At 68.8% G+C, this 16,984-nt stretch carries 14 protein-coding genes; 1 reads left to right on the top strand and 13 read right to left on the bottom strand.

What is annotated here, in order from left to right:
• The first annotated feature begins 94 nt into the window (after window positions 1–94).
• On the top strand, window positions 95–1,102 hold the full coding sequence (locus FXO18_RS15375; protein WP_149362025.1) for a hypothetical protein: 1,008 nt from the start codon (window positions 95–97) through the stop codon (window positions 1,100–1,102).
• Window positions 1,103–1,225: 123 nt separating this feature from the next.
• On the opposite strand, the gene FXO18_RS15380 is transcribed toward FXO18_RS15375, so the two are convergent.
• The 13 genes from FXO18_RS15380 to murD form a co-directional block, all read right to left on the bottom strand.
• Window positions 1,226–1,738, bottom strand: a complete 513-nt coding sequence (locus FXO18_RS15380; RefSeq protein WP_149362026.1) for a hypothetical protein — start codon at window positions 1,736–1,738, stop codon at window positions 1,226–1,228.
• A 216-nt stretch (window positions 1,739–1,954) separates the two neighbouring features.
• A complete protein-coding gene (gene ileS / locus FXO18_RS15385; RefSeq protein WP_149362104.1) occupies window positions 1,955–5,080 on the bottom strand; it encodes an isoleucine--tRNA ligase in 3,126 nt (1,041 codons plus the stop codon).
• A 464-nt stretch (window positions 5,081–5,544) separates the two neighbouring features.
• Complete coding sequence (locus FXO18_RS15390) at window positions 5,545–6,321, bottom strand: DivIVA domain-containing protein (RefSeq protein WP_235900716.1); 777 nt, start codon at window positions 6,319–6,321, stop codon at window positions 5,545–5,547.
• Window positions 6,322–6,342: 21 nt separating this feature from the next.
• Entirely contained in the window at window positions 6,343–6,639 is a 297-nt protein-coding gene (locus FXO18_RS15395) for a YggT family protein (RefSeq protein WP_407936488.1), read from the bottom strand.
• Window positions 6,640–6,706: 67 nt separating this feature from the next.
• A complete protein-coding gene (locus tag FXO18_RS15400; RefSeq protein ID WP_149362028.1) occupies window positions 6,707–7,375 on the bottom strand; it encodes a cell division protein SepF in 669 nt (222 codons plus the stop codon).
• A 105-nt stretch (window positions 7,376–7,480) separates the two neighbouring features.
• Window positions 7,481–8,224: a YggS family pyridoxal phosphate-dependent enzyme gene (locus FXO18_RS15405; protein WP_149362029.1), complete on the bottom strand. Its 744-nt coding sequence runs from the start codon at window positions 8,222–8,224 to the stop codon at window positions 7,481–7,483.
• Window positions 8,221–8,931 carry a peptidoglycan editing factor PgeF gene (gene pgeF / locus FXO18_RS15410; protein ID WP_149362030.1) on the bottom strand — a complete coding sequence of 237 codons (711 nt, stop codon included), beginning with the start codon at window positions 8,929–8,931 and terminating at the stop codon, window positions 8,221–8,223. Before pgeF ends, FXO18_RS15405 begins: the two co-directional genes overlap by 4 nt.
• A 77-nt stretch (window positions 8,932–9,008) precedes the next feature.
• On the bottom strand, window positions 9,009–10,247 hold the full coding sequence (gene ftsZ / locus FXO18_RS15415; protein WP_149362031.1) for a cell division protein FtsZ: 1,239 nt from the start codon (window positions 10,245–10,247) through the stop codon (window positions 9,009–9,011).
• A 287-nt stretch (window positions 10,248–10,534) separates the two neighbouring features.
• Entirely contained in the window at window positions 10,535–11,218 is a 684-nt protein-coding gene (locus FXO18_RS15420) for a cell division protein FtsQ/DivIB (RefSeq protein WP_235900717.1), read from the bottom strand.
• A complete protein-coding gene (gene murC, locus FXO18_RS15425; RefSeq protein ID WP_149362032.1) occupies window positions 11,215–12,720 on the bottom strand; it encodes a UDP-N-acetylmuramate--L-alanine ligase in 1,506 nt (501 codons plus the stop codon). The genes FXO18_RS15420 and murC overlap by 4 nt, the downstream gene beginning before the upstream one ends.
• On the bottom strand, window positions 12,717–13,847 hold the full coding sequence (gene murG / locus FXO18_RS15430) for an undecaprenyldiphospho-muramoylpentapeptide beta-N-acetylglucosaminyltransferase (protein WP_149362033.1): 1,131 nt from the start codon (window positions 13,845–13,847) through the stop codon (window positions 12,717–12,719). The genes murC and murG overlap by 4 nt, the downstream gene beginning before the upstream one ends.
• A gap of 36 nt (window positions 13,848–13,883) precedes the next feature.
• Window positions 13,884–15,470 (bottom strand): putative lipid II flippase FtsW, encoded by a 1,587-nt coding sequence (gene ftsW / locus FXO18_RS15435; RefSeq protein ID WP_149362034.1) that lies wholly within the window; start codon window positions 15,468–15,470, stop codon window positions 13,884–13,886.
• The gene (murD, locus tag FXO18_RS15440; protein WP_149362035.1) at window positions 15,470–16,978 is read right to left on the bottom strand and encodes a UDP-N-acetylmuramoyl-L-alanine--D-glutamate ligase; all 1,509 of its coding nucleotides are present in this window, start codon (window positions 16,976–16,978) and stop codon (window positions 15,470–15,472) included. The genes ftsW and murD overlap by 1 nt, the downstream gene beginning before the upstream one ends.
• Window positions 16,979–16,984 lie beyond the last annotated feature (6 nt).

The following is a 16,984-nucleotide window of genomic DNA, read 5'->3' on the forward strand; positions in this document are numbered from 1 at the left end:
TCATCCACTATCGGCACCGCATCCTTCCACGTCGCGATCGCCCGATCGCGCAGAGCAGTAGGGAATAAGCCGGTTGGTGCACTAACCTCGCATTGTGGACCCACGTTCTCCAGATCCCGACGCCCCTGCGGCGCGATCACCGGTTCCCCACGGGCACTCGGCGCATCGCGCGGCCCGGCCGCGTGGCCGGAAGTGGGGCACGGTTGCCCTGGGTATCGTGCTCGCCGCGGCCGCTGTGCTGCCCGCCGCGTGCTCGACGGGCCAGGACGATGCCGGCGATGGCTCCGCCGAGCGGGTCACCGTCACGTTGCCGGTGCCACCCACGACGGTGACGCTGCTGGACCCGGGTGCCGAGCCGCGCGGTGTCCTCGCCTACCAGCTCGTGCACGGCACCGAGTCGGAGCACCTCATCACGGCACGGTCGACCATCGCGCAGGTGCTCGGGGGCGATCCGGAGCAAGATTTCTCCCGCCCCGAGGTGACGCTGCCCCTGACCGCGCGCATCGGCGCGAGCAATGCGATGGGACAGAACGTCACCCTCACCGTGGGCGACGCGACGAGCCCCGATGACAGCACCCGGGCCGCTCTGCAGGATGCCCCCGGCTCCGAGGCCACCCTGCGCATGTCGCTGAGCGGGGCCGTGCACGAGCTGACTCTCTCACCGAGCCCGGCATCGAATGACACCGCCCGCGAGGCGCTCGAGCACGCGCTGTTCCAGACCGTCTATGGCGTTGGGGTGATGCCCAGCGAACCAGTCGGCATCGGTGCCCGATGGCTGATCGAGCAGCCCATCGAGAGCGCCACGGACATCGTTCAATCCACCACCGTCACCCTGCGGGAGAAGACCGACGACGTGCTCGTGCTCGATGTGTCGGTGAACCAGCAGCCGAGCCTCGAGTACTTCGATACCCCCGGGGCCGGACGGCTGCTGATCGATACGTTCTCGAGCAATGGTTCAGGCACGATCACCGTTGACCTGGAGAAGCCGCTGCCGGTCTCGGGCCAGGTCGAGGTCCGCGGGGAGCAGCAGTACTCCGACCCGGCCACCGGATTCACGCTCCAGCAGCGCACTGGCATCGCGCTGAACTGGTCGCAGCCCTGAGGTCACCTCATCGCGCGACCATCTGCAGCACGACGAGCAGCAGCACGGAGAGAGAAGCAGGCCCCGCGAGCGAATCGCGGGGCCTGCTTCCTGACGTCGAAGGACGTCTTAGTTCCTGGCTTCTCAGCCGCAGAGGTCGGTCTCGAGCGCGAACGACGTCACGAAGTTGCAGGCGTCGTCGCGGGAGAGCTTCCAGCGGCCGTCCTCGGCCACGAAGAAGAGGCTGCCGGTGTTGGCGGGCTGGTCCGGCGAGATCTGCAGGGTGAAGTTCGCGCTCAGCGTGCACTCATCGAGAGGGAACACGGCATCAGGCGTGTCGGGGATCTCGTACTGGATGTCGGGGTTCTTGCCCGCTTCCTCGGACAGCTGCGACCACAGCTCGGGGTCGTCGCCACCACCCTCGATGAGCATTGCCTTCTCATCCTCGGGCACGGCAGGATCAAGTGCCTTGTTGAGGATCTCGAGGAGCTCGGGCCCGGTGGGGATGTCACCCTCCGGAACCTCGCACTGCGCCGAGGGTGCAGCATCGTTGGTCTGCGCGGGGCCCTCGGACGTGCCGCCGTCCTCTGATCCGCATGCAGTCAGCATCAGCGCTGGTGCAGCGATGCCCACGACCATGATGTTTCGCAATTTCAATGCAGTGTCCTTTGCATCTCGTCTCAGGTCTACCGCCTAGGTGCGGGCACCGAGCGGTGACACGGTCTGGCTCTCGCTCGATACTACTGGGTGGGCTGGCCTGTTCCGTGCCGCGGCGCGGGTATCCACACGCGATTCTTACTTTTTGCCTTACGCGGCTAGGCCAGCGGGGGCCGGGCCAGCGAGCAGGTCTCCCCCGCCCGCTGGCCTGCCCTGCTAGCTGTCCCTGGTGATCAGCGCCCACGCGCCGTCGCCCACATCGCGATGGCGGCCGGGCGTGATCCCTTCCGCATCGGTGATACTCAGCACAGTCGCGAGGACCTCGCCCGCGATCAGGTCGCGGTGGCGCTCCGCCCAGGCGAGCCGGTGCTTGGGAACCGCTAGCTCGACGGTAATGCGGTCGGAGATCGCGAGATCGAGGGCCCGGCGGCATTCCTGGAGCTCACGGATGCGGTCCTTCGCCCAGCCCTCGGACTCCAGGTCCTCGGTCACGTCGAGATCGAGTACTACCAGCCCAGCCCCGCCCGGCAGCGCAGCGGTGGACTCGGGCTCGGCCGCGACGAGCCGCTGGGTGAACTCGCCGGGCTCCAGGGTGATCCCCGCCGCGGTGACGGTTCCGTCCGGGTTGGCCGTCCAGTCACCGGACTTGACCGCCCGGATGACGGTCTGCACCTCCTTGCCGAGCCGCGGCCCCGCGGCCCGGGCATTCACGGCGAGCTCGAACCTGCCGTGGATATCGACATCGGTGGTCAGGTCGATGTGCTTGACGTTCACCTCGTCAGCGATGATGCCGGTGAACGGGCGCAAGCGGTCAGCATCCTCGGCAGCGATGGTGAGCGACGCCAGGGGCAGGCGCACCCGCAGCTTCTGGGCCTTGCGCACGCTGAGCACCGCGGAGCACACCGCCCGCGATTCGTCCATCGCCGCGACGAGCTCCCCGTCGAGCGGCACCTCATCGGCGCCCGGCCAGTCCTGCAGGTGCACCGATTCCCCACCGGTGAGACCGCGCCAGACGACCTCGCTCATCATGGGCAGCAGCGGCGCCGCGAGCCGGCAAGTGATCTCCAGCACGGTGTGGAGGGTGTCGAACGCCTCCGGATCAGCATCCTGCCCGGCCCAGAAGCGGGCCCGCGACCGGCGCACGTACCAGTTGGTGAGCGCGTCGCTGAACAATCGCAGCGCATCGCAGGCGGTGGCGATGTCATTGCCATCGAGCGCCTCGGTCATCACGTCGCGGGTATCGCGCAGCTTCGCGAGGATGTAGCGGTCGAGGACATGCTGCGAGCCGGTGCGCCAGGTGGCCTGCCGGTCGGCGTAGAGCCGCAGGAAGCTCCAGGCGTTCCAGATGGGCAGCTGGGCCTGGCGGACTCCCTCGCGGATGCCCTGCTCGGTGACGATGAGGTTGCCGCCCCGCAGGATCGGCGAGGACATGAGGAACCAGCGCATCGCATCGGAGCCATCGCGGTCGAAGACCTCGTTGACGTCGGGATAGTTGCCCTTGGACTTGCTCATCTTCAGCCCGTCATCGCCCAGCACGATGCCGTGCGCCACGACGGTGCGGAACGACGGCGAGTCGAACAGGGCGGTGGCGAGGACGTGGAGGGTGTAGAACCAGCCGCGGGTCTGCCCGTTGTACTCGACGATGAAATCACCCGGGTAGTGGCTCTCGAACCATTCACGGTTCTCGAACGGGTAGTGCACCTGGGCGAACGGCATCGAGCCGGACTCGAACCAGCAGTCAAGGACCTCGGGCACGCGGCGCATCATGGACTTGCCGGTCGGATCGTCCGGGTTGGGACGGACGAGCTCGTCGATCTGCGGGCGGTGCAGGTCGGCGGGGCGCACGCCGAAGTCACGCTCGAGATCGTCGAGCGAGCCATACACGTCGATGCGCGGATAAGCGGGGTCGTCGGAGCGCCATACCGGGATGGGGCTGCCCCAGTAGCGGCTACGGCTGATCGACCAGTCGCGCGCGCCCTCGAGCCACTTGCCGAACTGCCCATCGCGGATGTGCTCGGGCACCCAGGTGATCTGCTTGTTCAGCTCGACCATGCGGTCACGGATCGCGGGCACGTCGACGAACCAGGACGAGACGGCCTTCTGCATCAGCGGGGTGTTGCAGCGCCAGCAATGCGGGTAGGGGTGGTCGTAGGTCTCGTGGCGCAGGAGTATCCCGGCGTTCTTGAGGTCAGCGATGATCGGCTTGTTGGCCTCGAACACCTGCAGCCCGGCATAGGCGGGTACCTCGCTGGTGAACTCGCCGCGCTCGTTGACCGGTACCACCACCTCGATGCCTGCGGCGTCGGTGATCAGCTTGTCGTCCTCGCCGAACGCGGGCGCCATGTGGACGATGCCGGTGCCGTCGCTGGTGGTCACGTAGTCGGCCGCAACGATCTGGTGCGCGTTGGGCCGGCCGACGAAGAACGAGAACGGCGGATCGTAGGTGATGCCCAGGAGCTCGGCACCGGTGTGGCGGGAGACGATCTCGGGGTGCTTGCCCAGCTCGCGCGCGTAGTGCGCCAGGCGCGCCTCGGCCAGCAGGTAGCGCTCGCCGTCCTCCGCGCGCACCTGCACGTAGTCGATGCCAGGGTGCACCGAGATCGCGAGGTTCGACGGCAGGGTCCACGGCGTCGTGGTCCAGATCAGGGCGCTCGCGCCATTGAGGATGCCGTCGCCGACCTTCGACTCGTGCAGGGGCATCGCCACGGTCACGGCAGGATCCTGCCGCATCTTGTAGACGTCGTCCATCTTGGTCTCGGTGGCGCTGAGCGGAGTCTCGCAGCGCCAGCAGTACCACAGCACCCGGAAGCCCTCGAAGATCAGGCCCTTGTCCCAGAGCGACTGGAACGCCCACATCACCGACTCCATGTAGTCGGTGTCGAGGGTCTTGTAGTCATTGTCGAAATCGACCCAGCGTGCCTGCCGGGTCACGTAGTCGCGCCACTCCTGGGTGTAGCGCAGCACCGAGGTGCGGCAGGCGTCGTTGAACTCGGCGATGCCCATCGAGTCGATCTCCGACTTGTGGGTGATGCCTAGTTGCTTCTCGGCCTCGACCTCGGCGGGCAGCCCATGGCAGTCCCAGCCGAAGCGGCGCTCGACCTTCTTGCCGCGCATGGTCTGGAAGCGGGGCACGAGATCCTTGACGTAGCCGGTGAGCAGGTGCCCGTAGTGCGGCAGGCCGTTGGCGAACGGGGGCCCGTCGTAGAAAACGAACTCCGGGGCGTCCGCGCGCTGCTCGATGCTGCGACGGAAGGTGCCCTCGGCGTCCCACTGGGCAAGAACGGCCTTCTCGAGATCGGGAAACCGCGGCGAGGCATCCGCTGCCCCGGGATAGGCGACCATGGGGTAGGAACCTCCGGGCGCTGCTGCTCCCGTGCCCGCGCTGTCGCGCGCCGCGCTCGTGCTGCCTGCTGTGCTTCCGGTACCGGTGTCGGACACCACTCTGCTCCTCGTGCCTGCGGCCGTGCGGCCTGCATGGTGTAACCCTGGCACGGGGACGATGCGTGCATCCTGCTGCGCGCACCGCGGTACCACCCCGCTTGCGGGACGCATGCGCGCCCCGCCTCTCTGCGTTGGCTATGACGGGCCATCCCGTTCGGGTCTACTGGGCTGATCGTGCCGCGCGGAGGCCGCCTGATCAGCTGTTCTTCCGAAGGCTCCCCGGTGATCGCCGGATCAACGCCATTGCTCATCCCGGCGCATCGTGCTCATGACGTCGTGCTCATGCGCGATCGCCGGGGACGGGCTTGATGATACGGCACCCGAGCGGGTGCATGCCAGCGTCCGGGACGGCCGTGGCGCGGGAGTCAGGAGGCGTTGTTGACCAGGCCCGGTGCCTCGCCCGGAGCCTCGGTGGCATCACGATCCTGCTGGTCCGCGCTTGCTCCCCGGCCCTGCTGGGCCGGCGCTCCCGATGAGGTGAGGTCCTCGAGCTGTGCCTCGAGGTATGCCTTGAGGCGCACGCGATACTCGCGCTCGAAGGTACGCAGTTGGTTGATCCGGCCCTCGAGGGTGGTGCGCTGCTCGGCGACCGATGCGAGCAGGTCGGCGTGCTCCTTCTCGGACTCCGCCCGCAGCGCCTCGGCCTTCTCGGTGGCGCGCGAGACGATGAGGTCGGCCTTCTCCCGCGCATCGGTCACCATGGCCTCGGACTTGTCCCGGGCCTCGGTGGTCATTGCCTTGGTCTCCTCGCGCGCCCGGGTCAGCAGGGATTCTGCTTCCTCCTGCGCGTCCGAGGTGACGCGGTCAGCGACCGCTTCGGCATGATCGATGATCTTGATGGCGCGGGCGCTGGGCGATTCCCGGTCCCCGGTGGCGGCCTGGGCGCCCGCGACCGATTCCTCGAGGCTCGATACCCGCTCGGAAAGGTGGGCGTTCTCCTCGCCGAGGCGGGTCAGCTCCTGCTCCACCAGCTCGAGAAAGGCGTCGACCTCGTCCTCGTCATAGCCACGCTTGCCCAGCGGGGGCTTCTTGAATGCGACATTGCGCACATCCGAAGGAGTAAGACGCATCTGCTGTACCTCGCCTTCCTCTCGCGCACCGACGGGCCCGGCACGATGCGAGAGCCCTCCCGGCACGCTCATGCCGATGATCCGGGCAATACCCTACGCGAGACCCGCGGCAATGGCGCCGAGGACATTCTGGAGGATCGCGATTCCGATCAACAGGATCAGCACGGACAGATCGAGACGCACGCTCCCGAGCGTCAGCGGCGGGATCATCCTGCGCAGGAAGCGGATTGGTGGGTCAGTCGTCATGAAGATGAACTCGAGGATCACCACCACTGGGCCGGATGGCCGCCAATCGCGGGCGAACATGCGAATGAACTCAACGACCACCCGCGCGATCAGCAACAGCGAGTAGATGAACAGCAGCGTCGAGAGCGCGGAGAGGATCAGCACCATGCCGTCACTCTGCCTGAATTCGCCGGTAGGAACAAACCATGTTGCAGCCCGCTCGGCGCCACCCTCACCTGCCCTGGTTCAGGCTGGTCTCCGCGATCCGGCGGCGGTCCTCGGCCGAGACATCAATGTCGGCCGGGGAGAGCAGGAAGACCTTCGAGGCGACCTTCTCGAAGTTGCCATTGAGCGCGAACGCGCAGCCACCGGCGAAGTCGAGCACCCGCTTGGCATCAGCGCCAGGCATGTCGTTGAGGTCCATGATGACCGGGATGCCGTCGCGGAACTGCTCGCCGATGGTGCGGGCCTCGCTGAAGTCCCGGGGGCGCAGCGTCGTGATCTTGGCCAGCACGCTCACGTCCTCTGCGGGTGCTGCCATCCTGCGATCGGGCTCGCTGCGGCGCGGCGGGGCCACGGGGCGCGGGGGCTGGACACGATCGAAGTCCTCGACGGCGGGCGGGGGCGCCATGGGGCGCATCTGGCGGGGATCGCCACCGAAGCGATCGCGGTCGTAGGGATCGCGCTCGAAGCCACCCTGGGGCGGGAACGGGGCAGGCTCGGGACGCCGCTGCGAGGGGACGTAGGTGCCGGGCCGGTATCCGGTCGGCTCGTCGAAGCGTCCGGGCGGCAGGTCACGACGGCCGCGGCCGCGCTGATCCACGTCGTCGACGTAATCGTCCTCGTACTCCGCGGGGGGCACGAGAGCGAAGTACTCCTTGATCTTCTGCATTGCGCTCATGGATTGACCTTCCTGGGGCGACGAGGAGGCATGGCCTGGTCGATGGACGTGGCCCGGAGCGGGCACCGTTCGTGATGGCGGGGGAAGCCGGTTCACCATTGATGGTTACGGCGAGGTTATCGGCCTCGGCCCTAACAATGCGGTACCGACACGCACACAAGTTGATCCATGGCGTATTGCGATCGGGGCATCCGCCGACATTCCCGCCGAGAGCGTGGTAGCGAACGGGAAGGTCGCGACGAACCGGTCATGGACCTGCCGCAGCCTGGCGAACTCCTGCTCGGTGTCGCTGCCCAGCGGTGGCACGGCCATGAGCCCAGCGAGCTCGAGCCCGGGCAGCGCCGCGACGATCTCGCCGAGCCGGGGCAAGTCTTCGATGCGGGCGCCGCCGCGCGACGGATCGCCATCGAGGCTGACCTGCAGGCAGACCCGCAGCACAGTGTCGCGCTCGCGCGCGTCGAGAGCGGTGGCTGCTGCTCGCGACAGAGCGCGCGCGAGCTTCTCATTGTCCACGGACTGGACCACGGCGGCCCACCGGACCACATTGCTCGCCTTGTTGCGCTGGAGCCGACCGATCATGTGCCAGGCGATCGGCGCGCCAGGCTCAGCGAGGGCGAGCTCCTCCGCCTTCGGCCCGGCCTCCTGCGCGCGGGACTCACCGAGCTCGGCGCACCCGAGCAGGCGCAGGATCCGCGCATCGGAGGCGGGGAAGAACTTCGTCACGGGCAGCAGCTGCACGCTCCCGGCTGGCCGGCCCGCCTCGCGGCAGGCCTCGGCGATGCGTGCTCGCTGGTCGTCGAGGGCTTTGGCGATCTCGTGGGCCCGGGGCGTCTCGAGGATGTTGCTCACGATGCGGCATCCTGCCAGATGACCGAGGCAAGCCTTCCGGTCGGAGCCTCCCTGCGGTGGCTGAACAGGTCCGCGCACTCGATGGTGCAGCGCGGGTCGCGCCGGATGCGCGCAACGCCAAGGGCCTCGAGCTGCTCATGGAGCCCGTTGGGCAGATCGAGCGCGGGCGTGCCCCAGCTGGTCTCGGCGGCGCTGCCGGGCAACCGGGCACTGACCTCGTCACGCATGGATGCGGGCACCTCGTAGCACTGGCCGCATGCTCCTGGCCCGAGGTACGCCTCGATGGCGCCCGCGGTCGCCCCGAGACCGATCATCGCGGTCACGGTCTCCCGCGCGATGCCGTCCTCGGCGCCCTTGCGCCCGGCATGCGCGGCACCGATGATCCCAGCGGAGTGGTCGGCGAGCAGGATCGGTATGCAATCGGCGGTCAGCACGGCCAGGGCGAGGCCGGGCACGTCGGTGACCACCGCGTCAGTGCTGGGCAGGGGGCCGTCAACGGGCTCCCGCACCACGGCCACGCGCGTGCCATGCACCTGGTCCATCCAGACTATGCGGGATGCTTCCATGCCCATCAACAGCGAGAGACGCCGCCGGTTCTCGGTCACGAGTTCCGGGGCGTCTCCCACGTGCACACCAAGGTTGAGGGATTCAAAGGGAGCTGGCGACACTCCACCGTGGCGCGTGGTGATGAGCTGGTGGATGGTCATCGTCGCTCCCCTTGGTTCCGCACGGCCTTGGCTCGATTGTGCCACCTGCCTTCGCAGTGCCGCGCGGTCCCGTAGCGTCAGCGCATGAAGTCAGGGACGTCCAGATCGGGATCATCATCGATGAAACCGTCGTTGCCACGACTACGTCCACGACTGACGGGGACCTCATCGCGGCGGCCTGGCACGTCGCCCCGCCGACCGCGGTCAGGCACGGATGGCAGGTCTCCGCCGAAGCGTCCACCGCGGCCCGAGCCGTAGTCACGGTCCCGGCCGAGATCCGGGCCGCTGCGACGGCCAGGCTGCTCCGGCTGGCGGGCAGCTGCCTGCCGCTGGGGCTCGCGCCGCTCGTCGCGGGCGCTGCGCGCCGCGGGAGCACCGTCGAATCCTGCCGCGATGACAGTGATGCGCACCTCGTCGCCGAGCGAGTCATCGATGACCGTGCCAAAGATGATGTTCGCATCGACGTGCGCGGCCTCCTCCACGAGGCTCGCGGCGTCGTGGATCTCGAACAGGCCGAGATCGGAGCCACCTGCGATGGAGAGGAGCACGCCGTGCGCGCCGTCCATGGAGGCCTCGAGCAGCGGGGAGTTGATCGCTGCCTCGGCCGCCTTGACCGCACGGCCCTCGCCGCGGGAGGAGCCGATGCCCATCAGTGCCGTTCCGGCACCGGACATCACTCCCTTGACGTCGGCGAAGTCGACGTTGATCAGGCCGGGGGTGGTGATGAGGTCAGTGATGCCCTGCACACCGTTGAGGAGCACCTCATCGGCGGAGCGGAAGGCATCCATCAGGCTGACAGCGGCGTCGCCGAGCTGGAGCAGCCGGTCGTTGGGGATCACGATGAGGGTGTCGCAGGTCTCGCGCAGCGCGGCGATGCCAGCCTCGGCCTGAGCACCGCGCCGCTTCCCCTCGAAGGAGAACGGCCGGGTGACCACGCCGACGGTGAGCGCACCGAGCTTTCGGGCGATGCTCCCGACGACTGGCGCGCCGCCAGTGCCGGTTCCACCACCTTCACCGGCGGTGACGAAGACCATGTCAGCGCCCTTGAGCACTTCCTCGATCTCGTTCTTGTGGTCTTCGGCTGCCTTGCGACCGACCTCGGGGTCTGCTCCAGCGCCGAGTCCTCGGGTGAGTTCTCGGCCGACGTCGAGCTTGACGTCGGCATCGCTCATCAGCAGTGCTTGTGCATCCGTGTTGATGGCAATGAACTCAACTCCTTTGAGTCCTGCCTCGATCATTCGGTTGACAGCGTTGACCCCACCGCCGCCGATGCCGACGACCTTGATAACGGCGAGGTAGTTGTGCGGGGGCGTCATGGGCTCTCGCCTTCCATGTGTCTTGCTCTATCAGCGTTCTACGGGACTTTCGGCAGGAAGCTTGGGATCTAACCCTCAACCTCAACCATAGGGTTAGAGTTATGTCAAGTACCTGACTGCCGGAAACGCTAGGCATCACGGATGCGCAACGCCATTAGGCGCGCCGATACCGCACAGTTATTTCTTCCTGCCGAAACCTTGTCCTCCGATCAGCGGGCACCAGCGCGCCACGACGAGCACGACAAGGCCCCCGCGCCACCATCTCGCGCGGGGGCCAGCACCACCGATCAGCGAATCACCGGCAAGCTCGGGCTCGAGACGTCATACACCTGCCCCGGCTGCGTCAGCAACGCCTCCGCCACCCGGGCCTTGTACGCCGAATCCCCTGCATCCCCCCAGATCACGGTCCTGCCATCGGTCAGGAGGAGCTGCACATCGACCCGCGAGCCCGCACGAGCCTCCTCGACCATTCCGCGCATCTCCCCCGCCAGCGACGCCAGTACATCCAGCGCGGCGCGCGTCGCCGGATCATCCTCGCCAGGCTCCTCGGTGACCAAGCGCGGCAGGCCTTCCGGCGGCGGCTCCACCGCGAAAACAACACCCCCAGCGTCCATCAGGTGGGAACCGCCAGGGCCATCGAAGAACACTGCCGGCACGCGCTCAACGACCTCGACGCGCAACGTCGACGGCAGCACCCGCGAGACCCGCGCCTCGGCCACCTTCGGTATTCCGGCGACACGAGCAGCGACCTCATGAGTATCGACCTGCAGCAACGGCGTGCCCTCCGCGACGTCGATCACCCCACGCACCGCTTCCTCCGGGACCGACGGGGCAGCCTGGACCTCGACCGAGCGCACCGACAGCAGCGAGCTGAACCACGCCACCGCGAATGCCCCTGCCAGCAGGCCCACGACCAGCAATCCCGCCAGCACGAACCGCCAGCGGTGCAGGAAGGAACGAACCGCCGTCACCGGCCCTCCCGGGCACCCTCGCCTGGCCGCGCGAGGTTGCGCCGCGACCGGATCCCATCGAGGATCACCGGGCCCAGCATCGTCACATCGCCCGCGCCCATCGTCAGCACCAGGTCACCGGGGCGCGCGAGCCCCGCCAGCTGCACCGGCAGCTCCGACACATCAGGCTGGTAATGCACCGGCTTGGTGACCTGCCGCGCGATGAGATCACCCGTCACGCCCGGCCTCGGCTCCTCGCGCGCGCCGTACACATCGAGCACGATCACCTCGTCCGCGAGATCGAGCGCCGCGGCGAACTCGGTCGCGAAGATCTCGGTCCGCGAGTACATGTGCGGCTGGAAGACCACTACGACCTTGCCGGTCGGATACTCCGGGGCGGCGGCCTTCTCCTCGGCGATCATGTCCTGCGCGGCGCGCAGCACGGCCCGCACCTCGGTGGGGTGATGCGCGTAGTCGTCATACAACCGCACGCCCGCCTCCCGGCCCACGTACTGGAAGCGGCGACGCACTCCCCCGAACCCCTCGAGGCCCTCGAGCACCTCATTGGTGGGAGCGCCGATCTCACGGGCGGCGAGCAGCGCCGCGAGCGCATTGAGCGCCATGTGCCTGCCGGGCACGGCCAGGCGCATCACCACCGGCTCCTCGGCCCCTGCCAGCCGGACCTGGCCGACCCCGCCACCATCGCGGGCCTCCCAGCCCAGCAGCTCCGCACCGAGCTCCACCCCGCCGAGCGGCTCATCGGTGGAGCCATAACCGACCACCCGGATGCCCCGGGCAGCCGTGCGCACGGCGAACTCGCGCGACCCCGGATCCTCGATGCAAGCGACGACCACGCCGCCCTCGACCACCCGGTCCGCGAAGGAGTCGAAGATCTTCACATACGCCTCGGCCGAGCCGTAGTAGTCGAGATGATCCGCCTCCACATTGGTGACGATCGCTACCCGCGGCTCGTAGCGGAGCAGGGAGCCGTCGCTCTCGTCCGCCTCGGCGACGAAGATGCCACCGGTACCGTGGTGAGCATTGGTGCCGGCCTCGTTGAGCTCGCCACCGACCGCGAACGAGGGATCGAGATGGCAATGCTGCAGCGCCACCACCAGCAGCGAGGTCGTCGACGTCTTGCCGTGCGTGCCCGCGACGAGAACCGGATCGCTGCCCTCCATCAGCTGGGCGAGAACATCGGGCCGATACGTCGTGGGGATGCCGCGCCGCTGCGCCTCGAGAAGCTCGGGATTGTCCTTCTTGATCGCGGCCTCGGTGCTCACCACCAGCGTCGGTCCGCCCTCGAGCAGGTCGAGCGCGGACGCGTCATGGCCCACACGGACCGACGCGCCGCGCGCGCGCAGGTCAAGCAGCACCCGGCTCTCCTTAGCGTCCGAGCCGGAGACCTCCGCGCCCCGCGCGATCAGGATGCGAGCGATGCCCGACATCCCGGCGCCACCGATCCCGATCATGTGGACGCGCTGGAGCTGCTCGGGCAGTTCCACGCCATTCGACCCCGTCATCCGACCCGTCCTCTCGCCACATCCATGACTATCCGAGCGACCTCTCCGGCCGCTGACCTGTGCCCCGCGCGCGCCGCGGCCCGCCCCATCCGGGACAGCGCCTCCGTGTCAGTGAGCAGTGGTACCACCGTATCGAGCACGAACTGCTTGGTGAGCCCGGCATCCTTGACGATGATCCCGCCGCCCGCCTCGGCGACCGGCCGGGCATTGAGCTCCTGCTCCCCGTTGCCATGCGGGAGCGGCACGTAGACCGCGGGCAATCCCACCGCGGAGACCTCCGCCACGGTCATGGCGCCCGAGCGGCACACCACTGCATCGGCGGCGGCGTAGGCAAGATCCATCCGGCTCAGGTAGGGCACCGATACGTATCGGGGGCCGCTCGTCGCTTCGGGCAGCTCCAGGCTGTTCTTCGGCCCATGCGCATGCAGCACCCCGATCCCGGCGGCGGCGAGCTCCGGGGCCGCTGCGGAGATGGCCTCGTTCAGCGACCGCGCGCCCTGGGAGCCACCGAACACCAGCAGCGTCGGGGCATCGGGATCCAGCCCGAAGTGCTCCCGTGCCTGCGCGCGCAGCGCGGCCCGGTCGAGCGAGGTGATCGACGAGCGGACCGGGATGCCCACGATGCGCCCACCAGGCAGGCCCGAGTCCGGGAACGCCGTGAGGACCGCTGCCGCGCGGCGGGCACCGACCTTGTTGGCCAGGCCGGCGCTCGCGTTGGCCTCGTGCACCACGATGGGGATCCTGCGGCGACGGCGCAGCATGCCGGGCCCGGCAGCGAGGTAGGCCGGCAGGGAGACATATCCGCCAAACCCGACCACGACGTCCGCCTCGGCCTCGTCCATCGCTGCCCGGGTCTGCTTGATCGCGCGCCGCACGCGCAGGGGGAGATCGATCATCTGCCTCGATGGCTTCCGTGGCAACGGCACCGGAGGGATCAGCACCAGGGGGTAGCCGCGTTGCGGCACCAGCGTCGTCTCGAGCCCCCGCGCGGTCCCGAGGGCGGTGATGCGGATCGTTGGATCGAGCTCGCGCAGCGCATCGGCCACGGCCATCGCCGGCTCGATGTGCCCCGCGGTGCCCCCGCCGGCAAGCACGACGGACAACGTGGGCTTGCTTGTTCCGTTCACTGCGCTGATTCCTCCTCGACGTCGATCACTGTTCCGCTAGTAGCCGCGCGTGCTCCGCCTTCGTGGCGGCTCCCCGTAGTGGGGGGCGCCCGCCCGCGGGTCGGCGGGGCGGTGGGGCGCCCGGTAGCGACGCGCCTGGGGAGCGCCGTTGCCGGGAATGGCGGGCCCGTAGCGGTGCTCGCCGTGGAGATGATCGCTGTGGAGATGATCCTGGTAGCGGGGCGCCCGTGCGGCTCCCCCTCGTCCGGGGGCGGCACCGCGCTGGCGTGCCTCGCCATAGGGGCCGGGGGCCGGCGGCATCGATTCCCATGGGGCCACGGGCATGGCCAGGCCGGGCCCGCCTGCGTAGGGGTCGGGACGGCGAGGCGCCGGCCGCGGCGGGTTGTACTTCTCGGGGAGCGGCAGCCGCAGGAACCGCGGTACCCGGCTCCGCCGCGCCGCTACCTGTGACGCGGCGATCGCCTCCGGCTCGTGCCGGGCCGCGCTGGCCATGATCCCGAGCATGAACAACGTCAGCACCGCCGAGGTTCCGCCCGCCGAGATCAGCGGCAGCTGCAGGCCCGTGACCGGGAGCAATCCCACGACGTAGCCGAGATTGATGAAAGTCTGCCCGATCACCCACACCGTGGAGGTCGCGACGAACAGCCGGAGGAACGGATCGACCGAGCGGGCCGCGATGCGCAGTCCCGTGTAGATGAAGAGCCCGAAGATGCCGATGACCGCCGCGGCGCCCACGAAGCCGAGCTCCTCGCCGATGATCGCGAAGATGAAGTCATTGTGGGCCTCGGGCAGGAACTTCCACTTGGCGCGGCTCTGCCCCAGGCTGGTCCCGAAGAGCCCACCGTCGGCAAGCGCGAACTGCGACTGCCGGGCCTGGTAGCTCGCCCCCAGCGGATCATCATCGGCGTTGAGGAACGACGTGAGGCGTCTCGTCCGGTATCCCTCGGCGAAAGCCATGACCACCGCGATGGACAGGACAGCGCCCACGCCGACCACGAAGTATCCCAGCGGCAGCCCGGCGAACCACAGCAGCGCGAGCAGGATGAAGAACAGCACGACCAGCGTGGAGAAGTCCGGTTGCAATGCCACGAGAGTGAAGATGACGAGCGCTCCGGGAACCAGCGGGAACAGCATGTCCCGCGAGCTCCGGGTACGCACCGCGCGCTCGCCGAGGAGCACCGCGCCCCACAGGGCGAGCGCGATCTTTGCCATCTCCGAGGGCTGGAACGCGAAGCCCGCTAGCTGGAACCAGCTGCGCGCGCCATTGACCGTGACACCGATCCCCGGTACCAGGACGAGCGCGAGCATGATAGTGGACACGACGACGCCGAGGAACGCCGTGCGCTTGATGAACCGCACCGGCAGGCGCAGTGCCACGTAGAAAGCGATCCACCCGACCGTGATGAACATGAGCTGCCGGATGAACATCGAGTACGCCGAACCGGATCGGGTGTACTCGGAGACGCTCGACGCGGAGAGCACCATGACCAGGCCGAGGATCGATAGCAGGGCCGAGATGGACAGGATCAGATGGAACGACGCCATCGGACGGTTCAGCCATGCCCCGAACCTGGCGGATGCCGCACCGATCACGCCTGGTTGGCCAGCGCGTTGCGCGGTCATCAGGGCCGCGCCTCCGCGCTGACTGCCTCGGCGAAGCTGCGACCGCGATGACCATAGTCGCGGAACATGTCGAGGGAGGCCGCCGCCGGCGCTAGCACGATGGCATCGCCTGGCCGGGCGAACACGCGCGCGGCAGCGACAGCCTGGTGCATCACCACGTCCGCGCTCGCCTCGCCAGCGGCGAGCCCAGGGATATCGAGCGAGGGCGCGAGCGCGCTCGCGGGGTTGATCAGTGTCGCGGTCACGAGTCCATCGTGGCCTGCCGCGACCTCGACGACCGGAACCTCGGGCGCGTGTCGCTGTATTGACTCGATGATCGCGGCCCGATCGGCGCCCATCACGATGGCAGCGGCGAGCCGATCCCGGACAACTGGCACGAGCTCCTCGACCGAGGCTCCCTTGAGCAGTCCGCCAGCGATCCACACCACGCGCTCATAGGTCGTCAGCGATGCCTCCGCGGCATGCGGGTTGGTGGCCTTGGAATCATCGACGTAGCGGATGCCCGCCACGGTCGCGATGATCGCGTTGCGGTGCGGCCCGGTCTCGTGGGCGCGCAGGCCCTCGGCGATTGCGCTCGCCCCGATGCCGATGGCACGGGCCAGCGCGGCCGCGGCGAGCCCATCGAGCACGCCGGGACGGCCGCCTGGCCGCACCTCTGCGGCGGGAAGCAGCACCAGCCCATCGCCGAACGCGCGATCAACGAGCTGGCCGTCCTCTATGCCCAGCTCGCCCGGCGCGGGCGAGCCCAGGCGGAAGCCCACGATGCGCTCCGCGGTGGCGCGATCACCAAGCTGGCCAGCCACCGGGTCATCGAGGCCCAGCACACCGACACCCCCGGTGACGGCCTGCAGCTTGGCAACGGTGTAGGCGTCCATCCCGCCATGCCAGTCGAGATGGTCCTCGGCGATGTTGAGGATGACCCCGGCCGCGGGCCGCACCGATGGGGCCCAGTGCAGCTGGAACGAGGAGAGCTCGATGGCGAGGACATCGTTGCGCTCGCCGGGCTCGCCCCCGGTGCCCGCGGCGAGCGCGTCGAGCAGGGGCAGGCCGATATTGCCGCAGGCGGCGCTGCGCAGGCCCGCGGCCCGCAGGATCGACTGGACCATGGTGGTCGTCGTGGTCTTGCCGTTGGTGCCGGTGATAGCGAGCCAGGTGCGGGCGGGCCCCAGGATGCCGGACTGGTCCAGCCGCCAGGCCAGCTCGACATCGCCCCAGACGGGCATGCCACGCTCGGCGGCACTGGCGAGCAGGGGCGCGTCGGGCCGCCAGCCGGGGCTGGTGACAACGAGCCGGGCGCCATCGAGCACCGCACCGGGAACATCGTCGGTGCCGGCGAGCAGGATGGCGGTGGCGCCGAGCGACACGGCTGGCTCGAGGGCCTCCTGCCGGGTATCGACGATCCGGACGTCCGCGCCGAGGCGCAGCAGGGCACGTACCGTGGCAATGCCCGAGACGCCTGCTCCCGCCACGACGACAGGCTCGCCCGCGAGCTCAGCGATGGATGGCATGTCCAT

Origin of the sequence: Lolliginicoccus suaedae (assembly GCF_008312885.1) — a bacterium.
In the GTDB taxonomy this organism is placed as follows: domain Bacteria; phylum Actinomycetota; class Actinomycetes; order Mycobacteriales; family Mycobacteriaceae; genus Lolliginicoccus; species Lolliginicoccus suaedae.

Coding starts and splice junctions, on each gene's coding strand:
- FXO18_RS15390 (WP_235900716.1), bottom strand. CDS start 6,321: ATGAGCGTGCCGGGAGGGCTCTCGCATCGTGCCGGGCCCGTCGGTGCG.
- murD (WP_149362035.1), bottom strand. CDS start 16,978: ATGCCATCCATCGCTGAGCTCGCGGGCGAGCCTGTCGTCGTGGCGGGA.
- FXO18_RS15400 (WP_149362028.1), bottom strand. CDS start 7,375: ATGAGCGCAATGCAGAAGATCAAGGAGTACTTCGCTCTCGTGCCCCCC.
- ftsW (WP_149362034.1), bottom strand. CDS start 15,470: ATGACCGCGCAACGCGCTGGCCAACCAGGCGTGATCGGTGCGGCATCC.
- ftsZ (WP_149362031.1), bottom strand. CDS start 10,247: ATGACGCCCCCGCACAACTACCTCGCCGTTATCAAGGTCGTCGGCATC.
- murC (WP_149362032.1), bottom strand. CDS start 12,720: ATGACGGGGTCGAATGGCGTGGAACTGCCCGAGCAGCTCCAGCGCGTC.
- ileS (WP_149362104.1), bottom strand. CDS start 5,080: ATGGTCGCCTATCCCGGGGCAGCGGATGCCTCGCCGCGGTTTCCCGAT.
- pgeF (WP_149362030.1), bottom strand. CDS start 8,931: ATGACCATCCACCAGCTCATCACCACGCGCCACGGTGGAGTGTCGCCA.